Raw genomic sequence first — 21,262 nt, 5'->3', positions numbered from 1 at the left:
TCCATGAAGGATTCTAAGCTTTTTGCCTTCTTACAGCTCACGCGTCCAGCAAACGTAGTGACTGCGATTGCAGACGTTTGGGCAGGATTTGCTGTTGCTGGAGGATGGTGGTTTATGGTAAGTGACTGGACGCTTGGACCGGGAGTTTTTTGGCAAAAATTAGCCTGGCTTTCATTGAGTACAATTGGATTGTATGCTGGCGGTGTTGCCTTTAATGATGTCTTTGATGCTGAATTAGATGCCATAGAGCGCCCAGAGCGCCCTATTCCAAGTGGGAGAGTCAGTAAAATGGCTGCTGCCTGGATGTCCACAAGTCTCCTGATATTAGGAGTATTAGCGGCAAGTCAAGTGAATATTGTAGCAGCAGGTCTTGCTTTGATTGTAGCCATTCTTGCAGTCACTTATGACAATTGGGGAAAGCATCAGTTTTATTTTGGCCCGATCAACATGGGTATGTGTCGGGCTGGAAATTTACTCCTTGGAATCAGTGTAGCTCCAGAGTTGATCCATTCTCCCATGAGTTTGATTGGGATTATACCTTTGGTTTATGTAGCAGCGATCACCATGATCAGCCGAGGGGAAGTGCATGGTGAGAATCGGAAAGCGCTTTATTTGGGAGGTCTGATGTACTCTTTAATTATTCTTTTGATTTTATCAGCTAGTTATTTATGGAGTCCAGATTATTGGCAGACCATTCCTTTCCTCATTGGCTTAGCTTTCATGATCTTTCCTCCTTTGATCAAAGCAATTCGAACGCAGGACCCTAAATTGATTGGGAAATCGGTAAAAGCTGCCGTTATTTCCTTGATTATTCTGAATGCTTCTCTTGCTGCTGCATTTTCAGGATGGAAGATTGGCTTAATTGTGTTATTGTTGCTGCCCGTTTCGCTTTGGTTGGCAAAGAAGTTTGCAGTGACATAGCCTGATTTCAAACCAAAGTGTGAATAAATTGTCTTAGACTTATTAAGCCCATTAGACCGGATTGCAGTAATGAATACCATCATTGAACAGAATTTTTCAGTACCCTATCGCTACCAGGTTTGCTTTACAGAGAATCTGTTCAGTATTGAAAACCACCTTTTCCTAGAGGCTCTTGAAAAAGGCAAAAAACCCAAAGTGTTCTTTGTAATCGATTCTGGAGTTTCGGATAGTCATCCTGATTTGGTGACTGCCATCAAGAACTATTCGAGTAACTATTCTGGCAACTTTATTATAGCGGCTGAGCCATTGATTGTGCCAGGTGGAGAGGAATGTAAAAACGACCTTTCGATCTATCAAAAAGTTGTTGAAGCGACCCACTTATTTGGCATAGATCGACATTCCTATATTGCTGTGATCGGTGGCGGAGCAGTTTTGGATATGGCAGGTTTTGCAGCTGCAATATCCCATCGTGGGATTCGCCTTATTCGAATTCCTACTACAGTACTTTCTCAAAATGATTCAGCAGTTGGGGTAAAAAACAGTATTAATGCGTTTGGGAAAAAGAATTACCTGGGAACATTTACTCCTCCGGTGGCTGTATTAAATGATTTCAATTTTCTCAAAACCCTGGATGACCGTGATTGGAGAGCAGGGGTTGCAGAGGCTATAAAAGTGGCTTTGATCAAAGATTTAAGTTTTTTCACTTGGCTAGAAGAAAATGCGGAAGCGATGGCCAGACGGGAGATAGAGCCAATGAAAACCCAAATCATCCGATCAGCTCAGATGCATTTAGATCATATTGCCGGAAAAGATCCATTTGAATTTGGTTCCTCCAGACCACTTGATTTTGGCCATTGGGCGGCTCATAAATTGGAGCATTTAAGTGATTTTAGAATTCGCCATGGGGAGGCTGTGGCGATTGGAATCGCATTGGACTCAGCATATTCCTTTCTTCAAGGAAGAATTTCAAGGAGTGATTTAGACCGTATTTTCCGATTGATGCATACCTTAGGCTTCCAGCTTTTTGCTCCGGAACTAGAAGGGGACAATTTGGTGAAAGGATTGAAGGAATTTCAAGAACATCTTGGAGGTCAATTAACCATAATGCTTTTGGAGGCTCTGGGAAAAGGAATTGAAGTTCATGAAATGGACGAATCACTCATTCATCAAGCTGTTGACAAGCTTTCAGAATTTCACCATCAGCAACAGTCTGGTATCTAAAAGAATTGAAAATGAAGTTAAATAACTTCCATTTAAGCTATTGCAGTAATATCCACCCAGGTGAAAGTTGGGACGCTACCTTCAAAAATCTCAAAACCTATATTCCCGAAGTTCGCAAACGACTTAAGGTCACTGAAGCTTTTGGAATCGGACTAAGACTTTCAAATGAAGCTAGTTTAATTTTGAAGGAGCCAGAGAAACTGAAAGAGTTTAAGGCTTGGCTGACTTATGAAAATGCTTACGTCTTCACATTGAATGGATTTCCCTATGGAGATTTCCACAGACAAGTAGTCAAAGAGAAAGTCCATTTTCCAGATTGGACGACAACCGATCGAAGAGATTATACCATCCGATCTTTTCGGATTCTTGCTGAGTTGCTCCCTGAAGATATGGATGGTGGCATTTCCACATCCCCAATTTCATACAGACATTGGTTCAAAACTCAAGAGGAGTTAGAGCAGGCTATGAAAACGGCTACCCAAAATTTGTTGGACGTAGTTGTTGAACTTGCCACGCTTGAAAAAGAAACGGGAAAACTATTGCATTTAGATATTGAGCCAGAGCCAGATGGGATTCTTGAAAATTCAGATGAAATGATCTGGCTTTTTACCGACTGGCTGATTCCTAGAGGTATTCCTTTTCTTTGTGATCGATTTGGAATCTCTATGATGGCAGCTGAGGAAATGATCAAGCGTCATATTCAGGTCTGCTACGATGTCTGCCATTTTGCGATTGTATATGAAGATCCGGCAGATACTTTTGCGAAGTTTGAGGCAGAGGAAATCCAAGTTGGAAAGATCCAGATTTCTGCCGCATTGAAAGTTTTGATACTAGAAAGCCAGAAAGCTAAGCTGGAAATCATTCAAAAACTCCAACCTTTTGCGGAATCTACTTACTTGCATCAAGTGGTTGGAAAAGATCAAAATGGAGATCTGACATCCTATTCAGATTTGCCAGAAGCAATTGAAAAGCTATCGGAAACGAAAGATGAAGAATGGCGAATTCATTTTCATGTACCAATTTTTCTTGAAGATTATGGAGCGTTAGCTTCTACTCAATCTGCAATTAAGGTTGTACTCAATCAAATTTTAAAAAATCCACATATCACCAATCACTTAGAGGTTGAAACCTACACCTGGGAAGTTTTACCAGAAGATACGAAACTGACCTTGGGTGAATCCATTAGTAGAGAATTGGCTTGGGTGATCGAAAATATGTCCTAGCATGAAGAAAACGGTGGTAATAAACGTGGTTGCACTTTCATCCCGAGTGATTGGGGAGTATACCCCATTTTTGAAAAATTGGGTCGAAAAGCGTGAAAAGTCCATTATCGAACCAGTACTTCCTGCAGTAACCTGTTCTGCACAATCCACTTATTTGACAGGGAAAATGCCTTCTGAAACAGGTATCGTAGGAAATGGATGGTATTTCCGGGACGAATGTGAAATTAAGTTTTGGCGGCAATCCAATCACTTGGTAGAATCAGAAAAGATATGGGAGCTGCTTCGCAAAGAAGATTCGAGTTTTACTGTTGCCAACATGTTTTGGTGGTATAATATGTATTCCACTGTTGATTTTGCTGTGACTCCTAGGCCGCTTTATCTTCAGGATGGACGAAAAATGCCTGATTGTCATTCCCAGCCTATGGAACTTCGTGATCGTCTTCAAAAGGAACTTGGCACTTTTCCACTCTTTTCCTTTTGGGGACCGAATGCAAATATTGAATCTACTCGATGGATTGCGAATGCTTCAAAGAAAGTCGATGAGTGGCATAATCCAACGCTGAACTTGATTTACCTTCCTCATCTCGACTACGGATTGCAGAAATATGGGATAGATTTTGAAAAGATCGCACCACTTCTTAAAGAGATTGACTCAGTTTGTGAGGATTTAATCAGCTATTTTGAGAAACAGGGAACGGAAGTGATTTTGCTTTCTGAATATGGAATTACCAATGTAAATCACCCTATCCATCTCAATCGGATTTTTAGAGAAAAGGGCTGGATTCAGGTAAAAGATGAATTAGGAAAAGAAACTCTGGATGCCGGCACTTCCAAGGTCTTTGCTATCGCAGATCATCAGGTAGCACATATTCATGTAAATGATTCGACTTTACTTGCCGAAGTGAAGGCACTTTTGGAATCAACTCCAGGCATTCAATTGGTTTTGGATGAACAGGGGAAAATTGATCATGGTCTAGCTCATGAGCGAGCTGGGGAGTTGGTAGCTGTGGCGGATGCGGATTCTTGGTTTACCTACTATTTCTGGTTGGATGATGCGAAAGCGCCTGACTATGCCCGATGTGTGGATATCCATCGGAAGCCAGGCTACGATCCTGTGGAATTAATCCTAGACCCTGCGATCAAGATCCCATTGCTGACAGTCGGAGCGAAAGTGCTGAAGAAAAAGCTCGGGTTCCGCTATCTGATGGATGTGATCCCGCTTGATTCCAAACTAGTCAAAGGCGCCCATGGTAGAATTCCGGAAAGTGACTTGGACAAACCCATTTTTGTAAGCTCGAAGTCAGAAGGAAAGAATCTCGCTCCAACAGCCGTTTTTGAGGAAATACTGAAAGTGATTCGGTAAATTGTATTGCTCGCAACGGCGCAACGGCGCAGCGATTTAATTAACGAGAAAAATGAGATTGAGATAATCTTTAGAGCCAAAGCACTTAAAACACATTTCGAATTGCCTTTTACGCTGCGTCGCCGCGCCGTTGCGAGAGATTAAAGGCTTTGCTTATTTTTACAAAAAAACATTCCATGAGAATTTCCAAGCCGCTATTTTTTTTCCTGATTTCGCTACTGGCTTTTGCATGTGGCAAAAAAGAGGAGGAATGTAAATTGGACGAAGCTATATTAAACCAAGACATCAATCTCCAAGTCACCCGATTGGAGGATGAATTCTTTGGTGCAAAGACAGCTGATGACTTTAAGTTTTTGATGGAGAAGCATCCGGAATTCGTAAAGGAATACTTACAATTAGAAAGTTATCCTAGCGCAGATAGTTTGGCCGCCGAGCTTTTGACGATTCATCAGGATTCTGCGATGCGGGTCTTGTACGATTCAGTGCGAGTTGAATTTCAAGACTTTTCTCAAATTGAAAAAGATCTTGAAAATGCCTTTAAAGCTATCAAATACAATTTTCCTGAATTCCAGATTCCAAAAGTTTATACCTTTGTTTCTGGTTTCAACTCGGATTTGATTGTCACGGAAGATCTAATTGTGATTGGTTTAGATTACTTTTTACCGGCTACTCATACCTTCCAGCCAGATCAACCACGCTATTTGGCTGATCGATATGAAGCTCCTTACATCGTACCTATGCTGGTCACCGTTATTTCTTCTCGATTCAACAAAACTGATCCTTCGGATAATACTTTACTTGCTGAGATGATTTATTATGGGAAATCCTATCATTTCACTAAGGCGATTTTGCCCTGCACCTCAGATCAATACATTATCGGTTACACTCCTGAGCAGATCGCTGAATCTTTTGACAACGAGGAATACATTTGGGCTCATTTTGTGGAAAATGAATTGCTTTATGAGACCAACCCTTTTGAGCTTCGAAAGTATGTAGGTGAGGCTCCTTTTACGGACGCTATCAGCACCAAAGCACCTGGAAGGCTGGGACGCTGGTTAGGTTGGAATATTGTAGATGATTACGTGATTAATAATAATGTTAGTTTGGCGCAATTAATGGAAGAGGCCGATGCTGAAAAGATCTTCAGGCAGTCAGGATATAGACCTCGTCCCCCAGCTGAGTAGGACTGTCAGAAGGTTGGATCACTAGGTTTAATCTGGCTACTGCAATCTCTTTAGAAAAGTATTTTTCTGCCAATTGCCTGCTATTTCTGCTCATTTGGACAATTTTTTCTGGATGATTTTCGAGATTTTCTAGTTCCATAAAAGCGGAGTTAAGTTTATGAGGAAGGCATGAAATCCCCAATTTATTTTCTTTGACCAAATCATAAACCCAGCCTTTGTGGTTCACCAAGATTGCTTTGCCTGCGGCAATCGCATCGAAAAATTTATTGGGACTATTCGTCTTCAATACGGGTAAATGTGCAAAAGAGATCCAGGCAAAATCGGAGATGGAAAGAACCTCATTTACCTTCTCCTTATTTCCAAAAGGGATAAAAATGACATTTGAAAGTTTCAATTGTTCTGCTTTTTTAAGCAGCATCTCGCGGTGACTGCCTTCTCCCATGATGAGAAACTGCCAAGGTTTATTGCGAGTTTGAGCTTGCATTGCCAAATCCAACAATTCATCCACTGCATTCACCTTTCCCAAAGCCCCCGTGTAAGCTATTGTCAACTTATTTTGCAGGTTATATTTTTGAAGAATGGAATCTCTTTTCCTCTGGGGGAAAAAACGATCCAAATCAGAAAAATTGGGGATTAAGGCGATTTTCTGACCCGGAGAAATCTCCCTTAGGTGACTTCCAATTCCTGGGGAAAGCGCGACCAAACTCATTGCTTGATCGTAGATTCGCTTTTCCAATTTTTTCAACCATTGAATCAAAAGAGGATTTTTGATTGCTCCTACTTCGATCGGAGCTTTTGGCCAAAGATCTCTTACTTCAAAAATATATGGAATTGCAAGCTTCTTTTTTGCCCAAAGTCCAAGCAATCCAGTAGTAAGTGGGGTCGAAGTGATATATAGTAAATCTGGTCGTTCTAGCTTCGGAATCAGTTTTTTAGCTTGATTCACAAAGCTCAAAAAAGCCTTGATTCTTTTGAAAAACCCAAATTTCTGATCATATGCTACTGGTAGGTAGTGAACTTTGATCCCAGAGATCCAGCGCTGATCGTAAGATTTTTGATTTCCAGAAGTGATTAATTCTACTTGGATACCTGCTTCTACCAATCCCTTAGCAAGATGAAATGAGCGAACAGCTCCACCTTCCTCCGGGGTTTTGAAATATTGGTGGACATAGATAAGCTTCATGATTCTTGTAGGTTCAACCAGTCTGCAATTAAAAATAGATTATATAAAATCAAAAAGTGATTCTTTACTCCCGATTCAGGGTTTCTTGCTAGCTCTCTCATTTCCTTTGGAAAATCCTGACCATGAGTTTTTTCAAAAGCCTTTATGCTTTGAAATGCGTGTTGGGAAAAGGGGCCATCCTCTCGGAACCATTCCTGCAAAGGAAGTCCAAAACCAGTTTTTTTCCGGTTTGCTATCCACGCCAGGTCCAAGTCTCTTAAACTTGATTTGATCCAAGGCTTTCCTTTAAGTACTTCAGGGTCCTGCACGCTTTTTTGTAGCCTGATCATTCTTTCATCCAAGTAAGGAGCTCTGCCTTCGATACCGTGAGCCATCAATGCGCTGTCTTGAATTCGAAGAATATCCTGAACTAGATAATTTTGCCTATCGAAATCCAGTGCATCTAAATAAGTTATTTCTTTAGCTTGAAATAAGCGCTCAAAGTCTTCTGCCAGTTCATGTGGAACCGGTCGAAGTGCTTCAAAATTCAGAAAAGTACGGCGAGAATCGGACCTTATTGAAGAGAAGAATTTATGGCCTTCTCTCCCCAGAGGAAGTTTTTGAAGCACTTGTCTCAGGGAAAGCAATATTTTTTTATTCTTTAGATAAAAGTCAAAAGCTTGATGTCTTCGGTAACCTCCCCAAAGTTCATCTGCCCCAGCCCCAGAGATCATTACTTTTACGTTTTTTTTTGCCTCTTTTCCGATCATCCAAGTGAGAAAACCTGCTGAGTCTCCCACCGGTACGTCTATGCTTTGTAGGTAATCTTCCCAATTCGAAAGAAGAGATTGTTGGTTTACTTCCAAAAGCTGATGATCGGCAGGAATTTGAGAAAGGAATCGAGTAGCCGCAATTCCGTCATTATATTTCTTTCTGTATTTTTCCTCGGGTTGAATCGTATAGGCTGGAAGTTTTATTCCTGTTTGCTGATACCAAAGAGTATAAAGTAATGCACTATCTGCACCACCGCTCAGTTGAATCCCAACAGGAACGTCTGCCTGAAATTGTCTATCGACAACAATTTGCAATTCTTCTCTGAATGTGGAAATTGATGGATTAAGCTCACTGCTGACCTTTGGCGCAATGGTGTCCCAACGGAATGTCGAATGCTGATGAATCCAACTATTACGGTTTGCTTTCCATTCTCTGACTCCTTTGAAAAGCGTTTTTCCAGGAAGTGGAGTCCTCAGATAAAAATAATACCCGAATTGATCAGAATCGATAGTGGTTTTTTTGATTTTGTGAATCCCTCTCGCATCTGAAGAAATAATCAAACGATCAGGATCTTGGGAAAAATAAAGTGGTTTTTCTCCATTTTTATCTCTTGCTACTAAAATGGATTTTTCGATCAAATTTACCAAAATCAAGGAATACATTCCCTCAATAGTCTCTAAGCCTTTGTTTCCAAAAATCCTTAGCCAATGCATCAAAACTTCTGTATCTGATCTGGTAATAAGGGTTACACCCATCATTTCGAGTTGCTTACCAAGTGATTGGAAGTTGTAAATCTCTCCATTCCAGATCAAAAAATAATTCCCATCAGGCGACCAAAATGGCTGATCTGCCTCGGGTCCCGGATGTTTGATTTTTAATCGATTCACTCCCACCCATAATCCCGGCCAAGGACTTAAAGAAGCTTCCTGATCCGGACCACGATGCCTTCCGGCTTCCAAAAGAACGTCAATAGATTCCTTGTTAGCTCCTTTACCCCAGATTAAATGAATTCCACACATTGGATCTTAGGCTTCTTTATTACTTGATTGTTGTTTCTTTTCGTAGTACTTACAAAAGTAGCTAATTGTGCATGATTCGCATTTTGGCGTTCTGGCCAAGCATACATATCTCCCATGTAGGATTAACCAATGATGCGCAATATGTACATATTGTTTTGGGATATGTCGGATGAGTTGTTTTTCCACTTCCAGCGGGGTTTTGGCAGTTTGAGAAACAAGGCCAAGCCTTTTTGAAACTCTAAAAACATGTGTATCCACGGCCATATTGGGTTGATTCCAAACGACTGAGGTTATCACATTAGCTGTTTTCCTGCCAACTCCCGGAAGCTTTACCAGCTCAGCTACGGTAGAGGGGACTTCACCTCCAAAATCTTCTACCAGCATTTTGCCTAATCCGATGAGATGCTTGGTTTTATTGTTTGGATAGGATACAGAGCGTATATAAGGAAACAATTCATCAAAATTGGAAGCTGCAAGATGTGCCGGAGTTGGAAAATCCCGAAATAAAGCCGGTGTCACCAGATTGATGCGCTTATCGGTACATTGAGCTGAAAGTACTACAGCTACCAAAAGCTGAAATGGATTCTCATATTGTAGCTCCGTTTCTGCGATAGGCTGATTTTCAGAAAAATGTTTGATAAATGCCTCGTACCGTTCTTTTTTAAGCATTGGGTAGTTTATTGACTTTTGAGTCGGGAAGTTAAAAAAAATTTAAAAATTAGGTGAGGATTCGGAAAAATTGAATGTCCCAATTATTATCATCAAGCCTCTTTTTACTTACCTTGAATTTAAATCTCCAAAATGAAAGCTCCACTTTTACTATCGATTTTAATTTTGAGTCTTAGTTCGATTTCTTTTTCACAGTCCCGCCCAAGAGATTTAGGAATCTCTATTGGTATTCTTCCAACGGGAAAATTGAATACGATTACCGACGTTTCCGGTGTTCAGGTTGGGCATTTTACCAAAATTGAAGGTGATGCTATTCGAACAGGGGTAACTGCAATCATTCCTCATCCAGGGAATTTATTTCAGGACAAAGTACCAGCAGCGATCTTTGTGGGAAATGGCTTTGGGAAATTGGCTGGTGTGACTCAAGTACAGGAATTAGGGAATCTGGAAAGCCCAATCATCCTAACAAATACGCTCAGCGTAGCAGCTGGAATCGAAGGAGTGGTTCGCTATTCTTTGGCACAGCCTGGAAATGAGCGAGTGCAATCTGTTAACGCTGTGGTGGGAGAAACCAACGACGGCTACTTGAATGATATCAGAGGTATGCATATTTCTCCCCAAGAGGTGATCGAAGCTATTGAAGCTGCAAAATCCGGAATGGTAGAAGAAGGAAATGTAGGTGCAGGAACTGGGACGGTATGTTTTGGCTGGAAAGGTGGGATTGGGACTTCTTCGCGAAAACTTCCTGAAAGTCTTGGAGGCTATACAGTAGGGGTATTAGTTCAAACCAATTTTGGAGGAAATCTTCAAATCGCTGGAGTACCAGTAGGGGAAAAGCTGGGTAAGTATCCTTTCAAAGATGCGCTTGAAAAATCAGATGGGAGCTGCATGATAGTCATTGCTACAGATGCTCCGGTATTAGAGCGCAATCTCGAGCGAATGGCTCAACGTGCTATGATGGGCTTGGCTAAAACAGGTGGAATTGCCTCAAATGGTTCGGGCGATTATGTGGTTGCTTTTAGCACGGCTGAAGGATTGAGAATACCCTATACAATAGCCCCCCAAGAATTGCTGAATGGTGAATTTTTACCAAATGATGATATGACTTCCTTATTTCTAGGAGTAATAGAAGCGACAGAAGAGGCGATCATCAACTCGCTTTTTGCGGCGGAAACAATGACTGGAAGAGATGGGAATAAGGTAGAGGCTCTGCCAAAGGAGAAGGTTTTGGAATGGATTAAAGCCTCTAAGGACTAATTTCCTTTTCAAGGGTTTTAGGTTTTAAGATTGCCAATCTACCTCTTAGGGTATATCCAATGTTTAATCTGTGGCTAAGAACCAGCAAGCACTCTGCGCTTGTGGATTGACTACTTCATATTCTTTAAAAAAACCGAAGAATATTGTAATCTGTTTTTTTGAAAAATAAGCAGGAAGGGTTGGTTGTAGTGCTATAAGTTGACACTATTTCTTGGAAGTAATCTTTGTCGAATCAACTGGAGTCCATCGAATGGTTACTTTTTGGCTGCCCCATTCTCGGGCTTTGGCCACATCTTTCCCCATGTAGATATCGATTTTTTTAGTCCAGCGTCCTTGCATTTTATCGAGGACGATGTACTTTCCCTCTAGGCCATCTATGGTCACTTCCATTCCATAATAGAGCCCCGAGTCAAGTAAATCTCTGGAAATAGCAATTACCTTCATATCGGGTTTCAAGGTGTCGCCCCAGGCAGCTATGTTTGAATGCTTGTCAGTTTGCGCCCTCACAGAATTGTAGGCGCTGGCTCGAACTTCCATGGCTTTAGTTTCTGGGCTGCGACATGCGCTAAACAAGCCAGATAGCACCATCATTTGAATAAGTAAGGTTTTTGTGGATCGACACACGTCCATTCAATAGGAGTTAAGTACAATTGTTCTTTTGATGATTCACCTACAGCTGGAGATATGTAAGCAGATTCGCAAATGGACTAGCCCCGACTAATCGCTTACTTGCTATAAGTTCGAGAATTTTTTTTAGAAGTTGGAGTAGCCCAATGCGATATCTAACGAATTTGCCTTTGATAATTTTGAAATACTGCAAACACCCGAAACTTCAAATCGATATGTAAAATAGGTAGTAGTAAGCTTTGGCTCTGGAATCTGGAAGTTTTAGATTAAGCATTTTGAATGTTTAGTATCCTTATTCTAATATTCCTTTTAAATTGAATTCTAAATTTTGAAACCTACCCATGAACAAAGTCAACCTCAACGAAAAATTTGATCTGATCAAGGAGCACTGGAGCCCAAAGATCATCGGCGAACTCAACGGTCAGGATGTAAAGCTTGCCAAAGTCAAGGGGGAATTCGTTTGGCATGATCATAAAGGGGAAGATGAGCTGTTCCTGATTTTTAAAGGGACACTTCGAATTGAGTTTCGGGATCGAAGCGTAACCTTGAATGAAGGAGAAATGCTAATCATCCCCAGAGGAGTTGAGCATTACCCGATAGCAGATGAGGAAGTTTGGCTTTTGCTTTTCGAACCACAAAGTACCAAGCATACTGGAGATGTGATGACTGAGCGAACGGTAGGAAAATTTGAAAAGATTTAATTTTCCAAACTGATATGAAAAAGTCAACCCCGCTTTTAATTTTCTTTATTCTTTTACTTTTTTCAGCCTGTTTGCCTGAGAAGAAAGAAACCATTCTTGATTTGGAGTCACTTTCCATTTCAACTATTCATGAGAAATATGCTTCTGGCGAATTGACCGCTGTCGAATTAGTGGAAGCTTACCTTGCCCGAATCGATTCGGTCAATCCAAAAATCAACGCATTGACCATCATCAATCCCAAAGCTCTGGAAATTGCAAAAGCGATGGATGATGAATATCAAAAAACGGGAGTGCTCCGACCGCTACATGGAATCCCCATGATCGTCAAAGACAATATCAATACGATTGGCATGCCGACCACCGCTGGATCGCTGGCTTTGGCAGATTTTTATCCAGAGACGGATGCATTTATCATTACAAAATTAGAAGAGGCCGGAGCTATCATCCTTGCCAAATCCAATATGGCCGAATGGGCATTTTCACCCATGCATTCGGAGAGTTCTACTGCAGGCATCACTCGGAATCCTTATAATTTAGACTATGTTCCTGCAGGTTCTAGTGGAGGAACTGGAGCTGCAGTCGCAGCAAATCTGGGAACGATTGGACTAGGAACAGATACGGGAAATTCCATCCGCGGCCCATCTTCGCATAATTCGCTGGTGGGTTTCCGCAGTACGTTGGGTTTAGTAAGTCGTGAAGGAATTGTACCGCTTTACCTTCGAAATGACGTAGTTGGACCAATGGTCAAATCTGTAGAAGATGCCACTAGAGTCCTGCAAGTCATGGCTGGAATCGATCCAAAAGATCTGCTTACTGCCTATTCAGAAGGAAAAGCAGAAAGTAATTATGTCCAATACCTCGATAAAGATGGCCTGAAAGGAGCTCGAATTGGAGTATTTCGAACCTTGAGTGAAAACAATCCCGATCCGGAGATTTCTGCGCTTTTTAATCAAGCCTTGAAAGATATGGAGCGCTTAGGTGCCACAATCGTGGATTCGGTTTCAGTCCCAAATTTTGATGAATTGAGACAAGATCAATGGTGTCCTACTTTCCGCACTGATTTAGAAGACTTCCTTCAAACCTATGTGAAACGCGATACGATGAGCACATTTGAAGATGTACTTCGAGTTGGTACCAAGTCAGAATATACGCGCAATCGTATAGCCTCCTTAGGCGGAAATACCCAAAGAAGGGGTAATCCTGAAATCCCCTGTGGGAATGCTTACGAGGATGAACGCAGAGTAGCTTTTCGCGAAGCCATCGAGAAAACCATGGATTCACTTCAGGTGGATGTTTTGGTTTATCCATCTTGGAATAATCGACCAGCGCTGATTGAGCGATTTGAAGAGGAATATCGAGGAGATAATTCGCAGATCATCGCACCAGCTACCGGTCAGCCTGCCTTTACTGTTCCTATGGGTTTCAGCTCTGGAAATCTACCAGCAGGCTTACAGTTTCTGGGAAGAATGTATACTGAGCCCACTTTGATTAAGCTCACTTATAGCTACGAGCAGGGGACTAAGCATAGAGTCGCTCCGAAGCTTTGAGCTGAATTAGTTGCCATTTAGCACAAAAGGAGCCCAAATCGAAGGAATTTGCGCATCGGGGCCATATTTTCCAGTTGCCATATCTCGTTTGATTTGATTTAGCGCCGCAGTCGTATTGCTGTCCTCCAACAGGATGTCTTTGTACATTTCCTGCATGAGCAGCATGGTACCAAAATCATTCACCGGCCATAGGGAAAGTAGCGTACTATTCGCTCCGGTAAGCATAAATGCAGTATTCAAGCCGCTGAATCCTTCTCCTTTGTAGAGTTTTCCAATTCCTGTGCTGCATGCACTGAGGATAGCCATGTCTGATTTCAACTTGAGTTTGGCGATCTCCGGAGCGAGCAAAAACATGTCTTCTTTGCCATCTCCATTATTGGGTTGGGTGCACATGATTCCACTGAGTTCGGGAATCACCTCCGTGGTGAAACCATGCGTAGCGATATGTACAAATCGATAATTTGCAAGCTCTCCCGAAGCATTAAGCGCTTTGATATTACTTTCCTTCATACCATCTCCTGTGTAGATTTTATTTTCGGGACTTAGGCCGGCAAAATAATTCACCTCTCGCAATGTACCTTCCAGATAGTTTGCTCCGCCGAATCCCATTTGATCCAGTTCAGGCTTTAGGAAATAGTTTCCTGCTTTGATTTTTTCACGAATTTCTTGACCTACCATCAATACATCTTCTGTACTCATTTGCCTCCTTGGAGAATTGGGATCAGGGGAAGGTTGATAAGTTGCTCCTCCAAAAGCAATGATAGGTTTTCTGCTAGCATCATAATTTCGCTGAGATACTTCGCGCCAAACACTGACAGAGGGAATGTATCGAACATCGAATTTTTCGATAAAATACCTCCCGTTTTGATCTAGAAAAGTTTCAAATGGGAGAAAATGGAGTTCATTGGAAGCGCTGATCAGCACTGTCTTTTTACCATTCAATAAGTCCGAAATTGGAGCCAATGTGAAATTGTACCAATGCTTAAGAAAAGTCGTTCGCATGTCAGCCAACTCTGGGTCCATGCTTTCAAGTAACTCTCTGGTCCATTGGACCAATTGAGAAAAATCTTCCGATTTATAGGATTGCTCCTTGGATTGATAGGTAACGAGGTTTCCATCTAGGTAATCGATATTGGCATTTTTGAGTGAAGGGATCAGATTTGCCGGAATTTGTTTTGCCCGGTCCGTGAATGTTTTTTTCATCGTGATAAAAGCATCGATGGGATAGTTTCTCCTCACCGTTGCCTGATTGTTTGTGATCACATTGATGATGACCTCCCCGGGAGATGCCAACGAATACATCACCAATACCTCATCCGACTTGATCAAAGCTTTGGTTTCTTCCAAGTTAGGGATTTTGGCACCTGAATTCAATTGCTCCCGTAGGTAGCCGCTTCGATTTCGCTCTTGGATTTCGAAGAGTTCAGTTGAGTTATTCTGATAACTTAATGACATGATAAGACCACTGTAAGCAGAGCTTGCTTGATTCATCAGCAATAACTGCTGTTCTGGTTTTAGTCCGGCTTTTCGTTGTTCTACCAGGTCAATGGATTTCTTAAACGATGCATTTGCGCCAGCGTAGTCTTTCGCATAATACTGCATAAAGCCCGTATTGTTAATCACATTTGCTGCTTGGGCGATGTTGTTTCTACTTAGTTCGTAGCGATAGATTTCCTCTCCGGAGGCAATCGCTTCACTCCGTTTTCCCTGTTGGAATAAAACCACCTGATTATTTGTCCGGATGGTCATTTCCATATCCTTGTTTCCACTAGCCTTAGCAGCCGCCAATGCCTCGGTAAAGTAATTTGCCATTTTAGCTCGATCTGCTGTCAGGTCTTGCCCAAAGTAGGAAGTCCCAAGACTATTGAGTGCTACAGCTTGATAGTAGAAATTATTAAGTTTTTTGCCCACTAGCAGCAATTCATTAGCAGTTTGTCTTTGATCCAACTGCTTTTCTAATTTCCCTTCCAAGATGACTTTTGACTCAAGTATTCGAGCCTCGGTTTCCAAAGGGATATTCAGCGGGCGAAGTTTTTGCAGTGCTAATTTTGAATTGAGCCAAGCGGATTCCTGGTCCAAGTTTCGCTGGTCGATATCACTGAGGTAGTAGAGTGCTGTGCCTTGGCGAAAAGGCATGAGGTTTTGGGATTCAGCATCTTTTATAAATTCACGAAAGATTTTCCGAGAACCTTCCAAGTCCCCTCTTGCGTAAGCGAGCGAACCCTCTGCATAAGCCGCATCGAGGCTAATGTCAGGATTGAATGGGCGGTATTGGTTGTATTGTGCCACGTATTTTTTGAAATCGGGACAGTCATCACCGCCAAGCATGGCATACTTGCAGCCGAAGTAGTTATTTGCAAGCGTATAATCATAGGCCGCCGGATCAAAGGTCTTTTTAATCAAGTCTGCAAAGCCACTTAGATCCCGTCCTGAGTTTTGCTCGACAATCGCTATATCTTCAAGAGTCGCAGAAATATTTGCTTCATAAATAGTCTGGTAATAATAGTAAAGTAGTTTTTCTGCCTCGGCAGAGTTGCCCTGCATGTATCGAAGCATTGCCAAAATGGAGTAAGTCGCCTGATCCACCGGGCGCATGACTTGCATTAATCTGGATTCTGCCTCTGCTTTATCGAGCTCATTTTGACTTAAATGATAAAAAGTCATAAAGGCATAGCCTTCATATTCTTGGGGAAAATCCCTCTTAAAATCAGCCGCAGCTTTTGCTAAGGCCGGCATATCCTTCGCCGTGAGTGCTGCCACACTTGCATCCATATCTTTTTGGTACAATGCGGCATAGTCCACCTGTGCAAAAGCGGAAAATGAAATGAAAAAAGTCAGTATTGCTATGCTGAGGGAATTTGAAAATGAGGAAGTTTTGGAAAAAAAAGAATTCATAAGCGATCAATCAAAATCTAAGGAATACAGGATGAGTTGATGCGAAAGTCGTTTCTAATAAGGGGAATAGAAATACGACAAATGACCTATATGAATGAAATGAGCGCTTTTCTAGGTTTGTAAAAAAGCCTCTGATGAAAAAATTAATACTACTATTTCTGCTGCTGCCCTTCTTTGCACATGCCCAGATCGATAAATTATTTGGTAAAGTCTCCTTAGATGATGTTAGTGTTCTATTGGATCAAAATGAGACCCACTGCATTGTTTTCGATAGGTATAAAAAGCTGGGTTTAGTATATGACTTAGCCACCCAGCAACTTGTACACACGGTGAATCTAGACGGGTTGGTTCCAAAAGATGTTTTCAAATTGACACCAGACCAATTTGATTTTAAAAATGGAAAAGTGATTCTGGTGGGCCTTGAGGGAGGAATTTACCCCGGACACTATTTTATTCTAGATGAGGCTAGGGATATTTTCAGGCTTCATGACCAATTTTTAGCTCAAGATCATGGTCCTGTTCGAGATGTGATCGGAGATTGGGTGATTTTTTCTTTCAACCAATTCGCCAAAAATAAGAAGGGTGAATATAATTTCGATAAAATAACCGGCTCCGTGGTTCAGTATTACAATTGGATGACCCGTGAATGGCGCTCGCATAAATTTGACCAAGGAATGACTAGCGTGATTTCCGCCAAAAATGTAATTGCTCTAAAGGGTGGAAAGGAAGGAAATATAGTGGATCTGATGTCGCTCAAGCCTGTTCAAACAGTCAAGGAAGACTTGTATACCCTAGTCACTTCGCTTTCGGATGGAAAAGTTTATGCAGCCACGCGAACAAAAAGTGGGAGTCTGGACAAAATAGCCGAGATCAATTCAGAAACCTTAGCAGTGGGAAATTTTACCTCGGTAGATGCAAATGTGAGGTATGAATGGACGCCCATGTGGAATTATATGGTGCGATTGGACTCCAGAAATAACGTGGCAGAAGATTTATACGACATTGATTTGATTGTTTTAGATAAGAAAACCAACCTACAAACAGCGACTAGAATAAGTCCAGCCACAAAGAATGAGAATCTGGATTTAATAGCGATGCAGAAGGAAATCAGAGAAAAACGACAATATGCAAATGAGTCGCAGCTTCAGGAACGCTTTGCTTCTCAGATCAAAGAACAGCAGGAATGGGATGTGAATTTTACTCCACTTCCCAAAGTCTATAAACTGGATTACAACTCAATCAAAGGGAATGAGGTGACCAATCTTGCCCTGACCAATCGATTAATTCTAGGCCGAGGGGCAAATGTTTATGCTTTGGGATTAGTAGGAGAATGTGATAAAGCGAAGAGCTACCTGATCATGAAGCGAGCATCAAGTGGAGGAATAAGCTACTCTACATACGGGATCCTAAAACTTGATAAATATGGTAATCGGATGGGTTATCGAGAAATAGGAAAATCTGAAAATAACGGTTCTGGATTTACCCAAATGGATGTGTTTACTATCACAGACTCGGGTTTTGGTAATGCCACTGTGGAGACAATCCAACGTACTCAGGATGGGGAATACAAAGAGACCTTTTCACATTACTGTGGATTCTAATCTCAGACAGGAGCGATTTCTCGCTTCTGTTTTTTTAGAATAACCGATTGTCTTTTTTGATTTTTTGAAGACTAAAAGTCAATGCTTGTTGGAAATAGGCTTTCCTCTCTTCATTGAGAAAAGAACCAAAATCTATTTTGCGATTTGGGCCCTCAAGATACAGCCCTCCTCCTGAATAGCCTTTTGAAGTTTTGAGGGTAGGTGTAATTCCTACCCGATCGACTTCTTGCCAAGTGAAGTGTTTGCGCTTACCAATGTTGCCCAAGCCGGTAAAAATAGTACCCCCGGTTTTGTGGAGTCGAACTTCCACCTTTCCCCAGATGAACATCATAGCTATACTCCAGAAAAGCACCGCTCCTGCCAAAAAGGGAATAGAAAAAAGAACAAGAAACCAATTCACTTCTTCTTCTGAAAATGCAACGATAAGTGTACCTCCAACACTAAAGGAAGTCCAAATAATCATAAACGGCACCAAAAAAAAGGCCATAAGCGAGCGAGTGCTTCCTCCTACAATCAGCTCATTAATCTCTGCTCTAAGCCAAGTGCCTTTTGGACCTTGATTGATATCAAATTTTGGGTCCACTACGGGACTTAGAAGCTCTGATACTTTGAAAATATTCTTGCATTCGGTACATAGGCCTGTATCGGTGGCGATGTTCAGGTTTTCAGTTTGAAGGGGTGACTTGCAAATCGGACAATTCATTATGAAAATAGAATTAATTCAACCCAAATAAGTGATTCTATTCCTAGCTAACCCATACGTCAAATGACCTATTATTTGATGACTTAATCTAAGAATGATTGAATGGAGATGATCGAAGATTTCGAGGAGATTTATAAATTGACCTAATGAAAAAATTAAGCACATTAATTTCACTTGCCACATTGCTGTTTTTTGGAGCCAATTCCAAAAGTCCAGTTGAAGTAGAAATGATTACTAATTACGGAACCATTGTGCTTCGACTTTATGATGAGACTCCCCTTCACCGTGATAATTTCATCAAATTAGTGGACGAAGGTGTATATGATTCGCTGTTGTTTCATCGGGTGATCAAAGGATTTATGATTCAAGGTGGAGATACCAAAAGCAAGCATGCAAGTGACACGGTTCAGCTCGGAGGTTCAGATTTGAATTATCAAATTCCGGCAGAGTTTCATCCCGATCTCTTTCATAAAAAAGGAGTTTTAGCCGCCGCCCGAACCGGTAATCCGGCCCGAGCATCGAGCAGTACTCAATTTTATATTGTGCAAGGGATCATCCACACCGATAGTTCGCTGGATCATAATCAGGGCCGAATCAATAAAATGCTTGCAAGACATTATGCAGTGAATGATCCGGAATTGAAGCCGCTGATAGATTCTTTGGCCAGTGCGCGAACTAAGAAGGACAGCATACAAACCAAGGTATTGAATGATAGCTTACAAATGATTTATGAGACCTACGATAAGTTTGAGACTTATCAAATCCCTGAGGCTCATAGGGAAGTCTACAAGCAAATTGGAGGCACACCCCATTTGGATCAGAACTATTCCATTTTTGGAGAAGTGATCTCGGGCTTGGCTGTGGTGGATTCTATCGCTTCGGTTCAAACGAAAGTCCCGGATCGACCAATTGCCGAGGTTCGGATCTTGAGTATGCGAGTGGTTTCCAGATAATTTTTCTAAATTATTGGGAATTGCCTTTAACTATGAGACAAATCCCTTTTTACTTCGCATTCATTTTGTTGGTTTTTTCTTGCCAAGAAAAAGCACCAAATTCCAGTCCAGAAGCTTATCCAAATATCGTTTTCATCTTTGCAGACGATTTAGGTTATGGAGATATCAGCAGTTTCGGAGCTACTGATATTGCTACTCCTAATATTGATCGGATCGCTGATGAAGGCATCAAATTCACTTCTTTTCTTTCCGCCTCGCCTGTTTGTAGCCCCTCTAGAGCAGGACTTTTGACAGGCCGAATGCCTCAGCGGATGGGAATTAATGCAGTGTTTTTTCCCGAGAGTTTAACAGGAATGGATCCTGAGGAAATCACTTTTGCGGAAATCCTCAAAGAGAAAGGCTATCAAACAGCAGCAGTTGGTAAATGGCATCTCGGTCATATGGAAAAATACCTTCCCCTCAACCAAGGCTTTGATCAGTATTTTGGAATTCCATATTCCAACGATATGAGATCTGTTGTCTATATGAGAGATAATAAGGTCGAAGAGTTTGAAGTCGATCAAACCTACACCACACAGAAATACACCGAGGAGGCGCTCTCATTTATTGATCAAGCATCGGATTCTCCTTTTTTGCTTTATGTCGCGCATAATCAACCACATGTTCCGATCTACGCTTCGCCTGATTTTCAGGGAAAATCCAATCGGGGGCTCTATGGAGATGTGATCCAAGAGATCGATTGGAGTGTGGGGCAGATCTTAAAAAAATTGGAGGAAAAGGGGATTCTTGAAAATACCCTCATTGTATTTTCTTCTGATAATGGGCCATGGTTAGTGATGGAAGATCATGGAGGCTCAGCTGGTGATCTTCGGGAAGGAAAGCAATTCACTTTTGAAGGTGGTGTGCGTGTACCGACTGTCGCTATGTGGAAAGGAAAAATCCCTGCTGGTCAAGTCTATGAAGAAATGGCTACTCAAATGGACTGGTTTCCCACTTTTTGCAAGCTTGTTGGGGCAGAAATTCCATCCGATCGTGAAATTGATGGAAAAGACCTTTCCGCAGTCCTCTTTGAAAATGGAAATCGGGAAGAAGATACTTTTCTCTACTATATGCTCTCTGATCAGCGAGGTTACCGAGAGGGAGACTGGAAGATCAAACGCCCCTATAAAGGGTTTGCAGGCAGTAGAGGAATGAAAGCCGTTGAAGCACATGACACCTTACTTTTTAACCTTAAAAATGATCCTGGAGAAACCATTAATCTGGCGAAAGAAAATCCTGAAAAACTTGCTCAAATGATGCGAGCGATGGATTTGGCAGTAAAACAGCTGGGGCCTCTTCCTCCAAGTAAGGTAGTCGGGACGGCTCAGGATAACAGCCATTATGAGTACTTAGACAAGAAGCATAAAGGACAGGGAAATAAATAATTTCCAATTTTCTTTCCA

General features: G+C 41.6%; 17 protein-coding genes. 11 read left to right on the top strand and 6 right to left on the bottom strand.

What is annotated here, in order from left to right; translation table 11 throughout:
- Positions 1-3 precede the first annotated feature (3 nt).
- The 5 genes from eboC (at position 4) to gldB (ending at position 5,912) form a co-directional block, all read left to right on the top strand.
- Positions 4-921, top strand: a complete 918-nt coding sequence (gene eboC, locus P8O16_RS02770; protein ID WP_300310626.1) for a UbiA-like protein EboC — start codon at positions 4-6, stop codon at positions 919-921.
- 69 nt (positions 922-990) lie between these two features.
- Positions 991-2,142 (top strand): 3-dehydroquinate synthase, encoded by a 1,152-nt coding sequence (locus P8O16_RS02765; protein WP_300310624.1) that lies wholly within the window; start codon positions 991-993, stop codon positions 2,140-2,142.
- An 11-nt stretch (positions 2,143-2,153) separates the two neighbouring features.
- Positions 2,154-3,365, top strand: coding sequence for a metabolite traffic protein EboE (gene eboE / locus P8O16_RS02760; protein WP_300310622.1), 1,212 nt, complete (start codon positions 2,154-2,156; stop codon positions 3,363-3,365).
- A gap of 1 nt (position 3,366) precedes the next feature.
- The gene (locus P8O16_RS02755; protein WP_300310620.1) at positions 3,367-4,728 is read left to right on the top strand and encodes an alkaline phosphatase family protein; all 1,362 of its coding nucleotides are present in this window, start codon (positions 3,367-3,369) and stop codon (positions 4,726-4,728) included.
- 176 nt (positions 4,729-4,904) lie between these two features.
- Positions 4,905-5,912, top strand: a complete 1,008-nt coding sequence (gldB, locus tag P8O16_RS02750) for a gliding motility lipoprotein GldB (protein ID WP_300310618.1) — start codon at positions 4,905-4,907, stop codon at positions 5,910-5,912.
- Here the strand turns inward: gldB and P8O16_RS02745 are convergent.
- From P8O16_RS02745 to nth, 3 genes are read right to left on the bottom strand one after another with little or no spacing between them, the layout of a single operon-like run.
- Positions 5,872-7,095 carry a glycosyltransferase family 4 protein gene (locus P8O16_RS02745; RefSeq protein ID WP_300310616.1) on the bottom strand — a complete coding sequence of 408 codons (1,224 nt, stop codon included), beginning with the start codon at positions 7,093-7,095 and terminating at the stop codon, positions 5,872-5,874. The genes gldB and P8O16_RS02745 overlap by 41 nt on opposite strands.
- Positions 7,092-8,867, bottom strand: a complete 1,776-nt coding sequence (locus P8O16_RS02740; RefSeq protein ID WP_300310614.1) for an asparagine synthase-related protein — start codon at positions 8,865-8,867, stop codon at positions 7,092-7,094. The genes P8O16_RS02745 and P8O16_RS02740 overlap by 4 nt, the downstream gene beginning before the upstream one ends.
- Before the next feature lie 6 nt (positions 8,868-8,873).
- Entirely contained in the window at positions 8,874-9,536 is a 663-nt protein-coding gene (gene nth, locus P8O16_RS02735; RefSeq protein WP_300310612.1) for an endonuclease III, read from the bottom strand.
- A 132-nt stretch (positions 9,537-9,668) separates the two neighbouring features.
- Between nth and P8O16_RS02730 the strand changes: the two genes are divergently transcribed.
- Positions 9,669-10,793 carry a P1 family peptidase gene (locus P8O16_RS02730; protein WP_300310610.1) on the top strand — a complete coding sequence of 375 codons (1,125 nt, stop codon included), beginning with the start codon at positions 9,669-9,671 and terminating at the stop codon, positions 10,791-10,793.
- A 204-nt stretch (positions 10,794-10,997) separates the two neighbouring features.
- On the opposite strand, the gene P8O16_RS02725 is transcribed toward P8O16_RS02730, so the two are convergent.
- Positions 10,998-11,384 (bottom strand): hypothetical protein, encoded by a 387-nt coding sequence (locus tag P8O16_RS02725; RefSeq protein WP_300310608.1) that lies wholly within the window; start codon positions 11,382-11,384, stop codon positions 10,998-11,000.
- Positions 11,385-11,761: 377 nt separating this feature from the next.
- Between P8O16_RS02725 and P8O16_RS02720 the strand changes: the two genes are divergently transcribed.
- Both P8O16_RS02720 and P8O16_RS02715 read left to right on the top strand, forming a co-directional pair.
- On the top strand, positions 11,762-12,121 hold the full coding sequence (locus P8O16_RS02720; RefSeq protein ID WP_300310606.1) for a cupin domain-containing protein: 360 nt from the start codon (positions 11,762-11,764) through the stop codon (positions 12,119-12,121).
- Positions 12,122-12,135: 14 nt separating this feature from the next.
- Complete coding sequence (locus P8O16_RS02715) at positions 12,136-13,668, top strand: amidase (protein ID WP_300310604.1); 1,533 nt, start codon at positions 12,136-12,138, stop codon at positions 13,666-13,668.
- Between the two features lie 6 nt (positions 13,669-13,674).
- Here P8O16_RS02715 and P8O16_RS02710 read toward each other — a convergent pair whose 3' ends face one another.
- Entirely contained in the window at positions 13,675-16,563 is a 2,889-nt protein-coding gene (locus P8O16_RS02710; RefSeq protein ID WP_300310602.1) for a CHAT domain-containing protein, read from the bottom strand.
- Between the two features lie 134 nt (positions 16,564-16,697).
- On the opposite strand from P8O16_RS02710, the gene P8O16_RS02705 reads away from it, so the two are divergent.
- Positions 16,698-18,164 (top strand): hypothetical protein, encoded by a 1,467-nt coding sequence (locus tag P8O16_RS02705; RefSeq protein ID WP_300310600.1) that lies wholly within the window; start codon positions 16,698-16,700, stop codon positions 18,162-18,164.
- A gap of 34 nt (positions 18,165-18,198) precedes the next feature.
- On the opposite strand, the gene P8O16_RS02700 is transcribed toward P8O16_RS02705, so the two are convergent.
- On the bottom strand, positions 18,199-18,867 hold the full coding sequence (locus P8O16_RS02700) for a hypothetical protein (protein WP_300310597.1): 669 nt from the start codon (positions 18,865-18,867) through the stop codon (positions 18,199-18,201).
- A gap of 146 nt (positions 18,868-19,013) precedes the next feature.
- Here P8O16_RS02700 and P8O16_RS02695 point away from each other — a divergent pair, with 146 nt between their 5' ends.
- Both P8O16_RS02695 and P8O16_RS02690 read left to right on the top strand, forming a co-directional pair.
- A complete protein-coding gene (locus P8O16_RS02695; protein ID WP_300310595.1) occupies positions 19,014-19,820 on the top strand; it encodes a peptidylprolyl isomerase in 807 nt (268 codons plus the stop codon).
- Between the two features lie 32 nt (positions 19,821-19,852).
- Complete coding sequence (locus P8O16_RS02690) at positions 19,853-21,244, top strand: sulfatase (RefSeq protein ID WP_300310593.1); 1,392 nt, start codon at positions 19,853-19,855, stop codon at positions 21,242-21,244.
- Positions 21,245-21,262: the final 18 nt, after the last annotated feature.

It is taken from the genome of Algoriphagus sp. (genome assembly GCF_029254265.1).
Taxonomy (GTDB): domain Bacteria; phylum Bacteroidota; class Bacteroidia; order Cytophagales; family Cyclobacteriaceae; genus Algoriphagus.
Note: the sequence above shows the minus strand (reverse complement) of the source record. Positions and strands in the feature narration are given on the sequence as shown.

What these genes read in the sequence shown, in the direction of transcription:
- P8O16_RS02745 (WP_300310616.1), bottom strand. Translation starts at nt 7,095, where the DNA reads ATGAAGCTTATCTATGTCCACCAATATTTCAAAACCCCGGAGGAAGGT.
- P8O16_RS02725 (WP_300310608.1), bottom strand. Translation starts at nt 11,384, where the DNA reads ATGATGGTGCTATCTGGCTTGTTTAGCGCATGTCGCAGCCCAGAAACT.
- P8O16_RS02695 (WP_300310595.1), top strand. Translation starts at nt 19,014, where the DNA reads ATGAAAAAATTAAGCACATTAATTTCACTTGCCACATTGCTGTTTTTT.
- nth (WP_300310612.1), bottom strand. Translation starts at nt 9,536, where the DNA reads ATGCTTAAAAAAGAACGGTACGAGGCATTTATCAAACATTTTTCTGAA.
- P8O16_RS02720 (WP_300310606.1), top strand. Translation starts at nt 11,762, where the DNA reads ATGAACAAAGTCAACCTCAACGAAAAATTTGATCTGATCAAGGAGCAC.
- P8O16_RS02705 (WP_300310600.1), top strand. Translation starts at nt 16,698, where the DNA reads ATGAAAAAATTAATACTACTATTTCTGCTGCTGCCCTTCTTTGCACAT.
- eboE (WP_300310622.1), top strand. Translation starts at nt 2,154, where the DNA reads ATGAAGTTAAATAACTTCCATTTAAGCTATTGCAGTAATATCCACCCA.
- P8O16_RS02755 (WP_300310620.1), top strand. Translation starts at nt 3,367, where the DNA reads ATGAAGAAAACGGTGGTAATAAACGTGGTTGCACTTTCATCCCGAGTG.
- gldB (WP_300310618.1), top strand. Translation starts at nt 4,905, where the DNA reads ATGAGAATTTCCAAGCCGCTATTTTTTTTCCTGATTTCGCTACTGGCT.
- P8O16_RS02700 (WP_300310597.1), bottom strand. Translation starts at nt 18,867, where the DNA reads ATGAATTGTCCGATTTGCAAGTCACCCCTTCAAACTGAAAACCTGAAC.
- eboC (WP_300310626.1), top strand. Translation starts at nt 4, where the DNA reads ATGAAGGATTCTAAGCTTTTTGCCTTCTTACAGCTCACGCGTCCAGCA.
- P8O16_RS02690 (WP_300310593.1), top strand. Translation starts at nt 19,853, where the DNA reads ATGAGACAAATCCCTTTTTACTTCGCATTCATTTTGTTGGTTTTTTCT.
- P8O16_RS02710 (WP_300310602.1), bottom strand. Translation starts at nt 16,563, where the DNA reads ATGAATTCTTTTTTTTCCAAAACTTCCTCATTTTCAAATTCCCTCAGC.
- P8O16_RS02715 (WP_300310604.1), top strand. Translation starts at nt 12,136, where the DNA reads ATGAAAAAGTCAACCCCGCTTTTAATTTTCTTTATTCTTTTACTTTTT.
- P8O16_RS02740 (WP_300310614.1), bottom strand. Translation starts at nt 8,867, where the DNA reads ATGTGTGGAATTCATTTAATCTGGGGTAAAGGAGCTAACAAGGAATCT.
- P8O16_RS02765 (WP_300310624.1), top strand. Translation starts at nt 991, where the DNA reads ATGAATACCATCATTGAACAGAATTTTTCAGTACCCTATCGCTACCAG.
- P8O16_RS02730 (WP_300310610.1), top strand. Translation starts at nt 9,669, where the DNA reads ATGAAAGCTCCACTTTTACTATCGATTTTAATTTTGAGTCTTAGTTCG.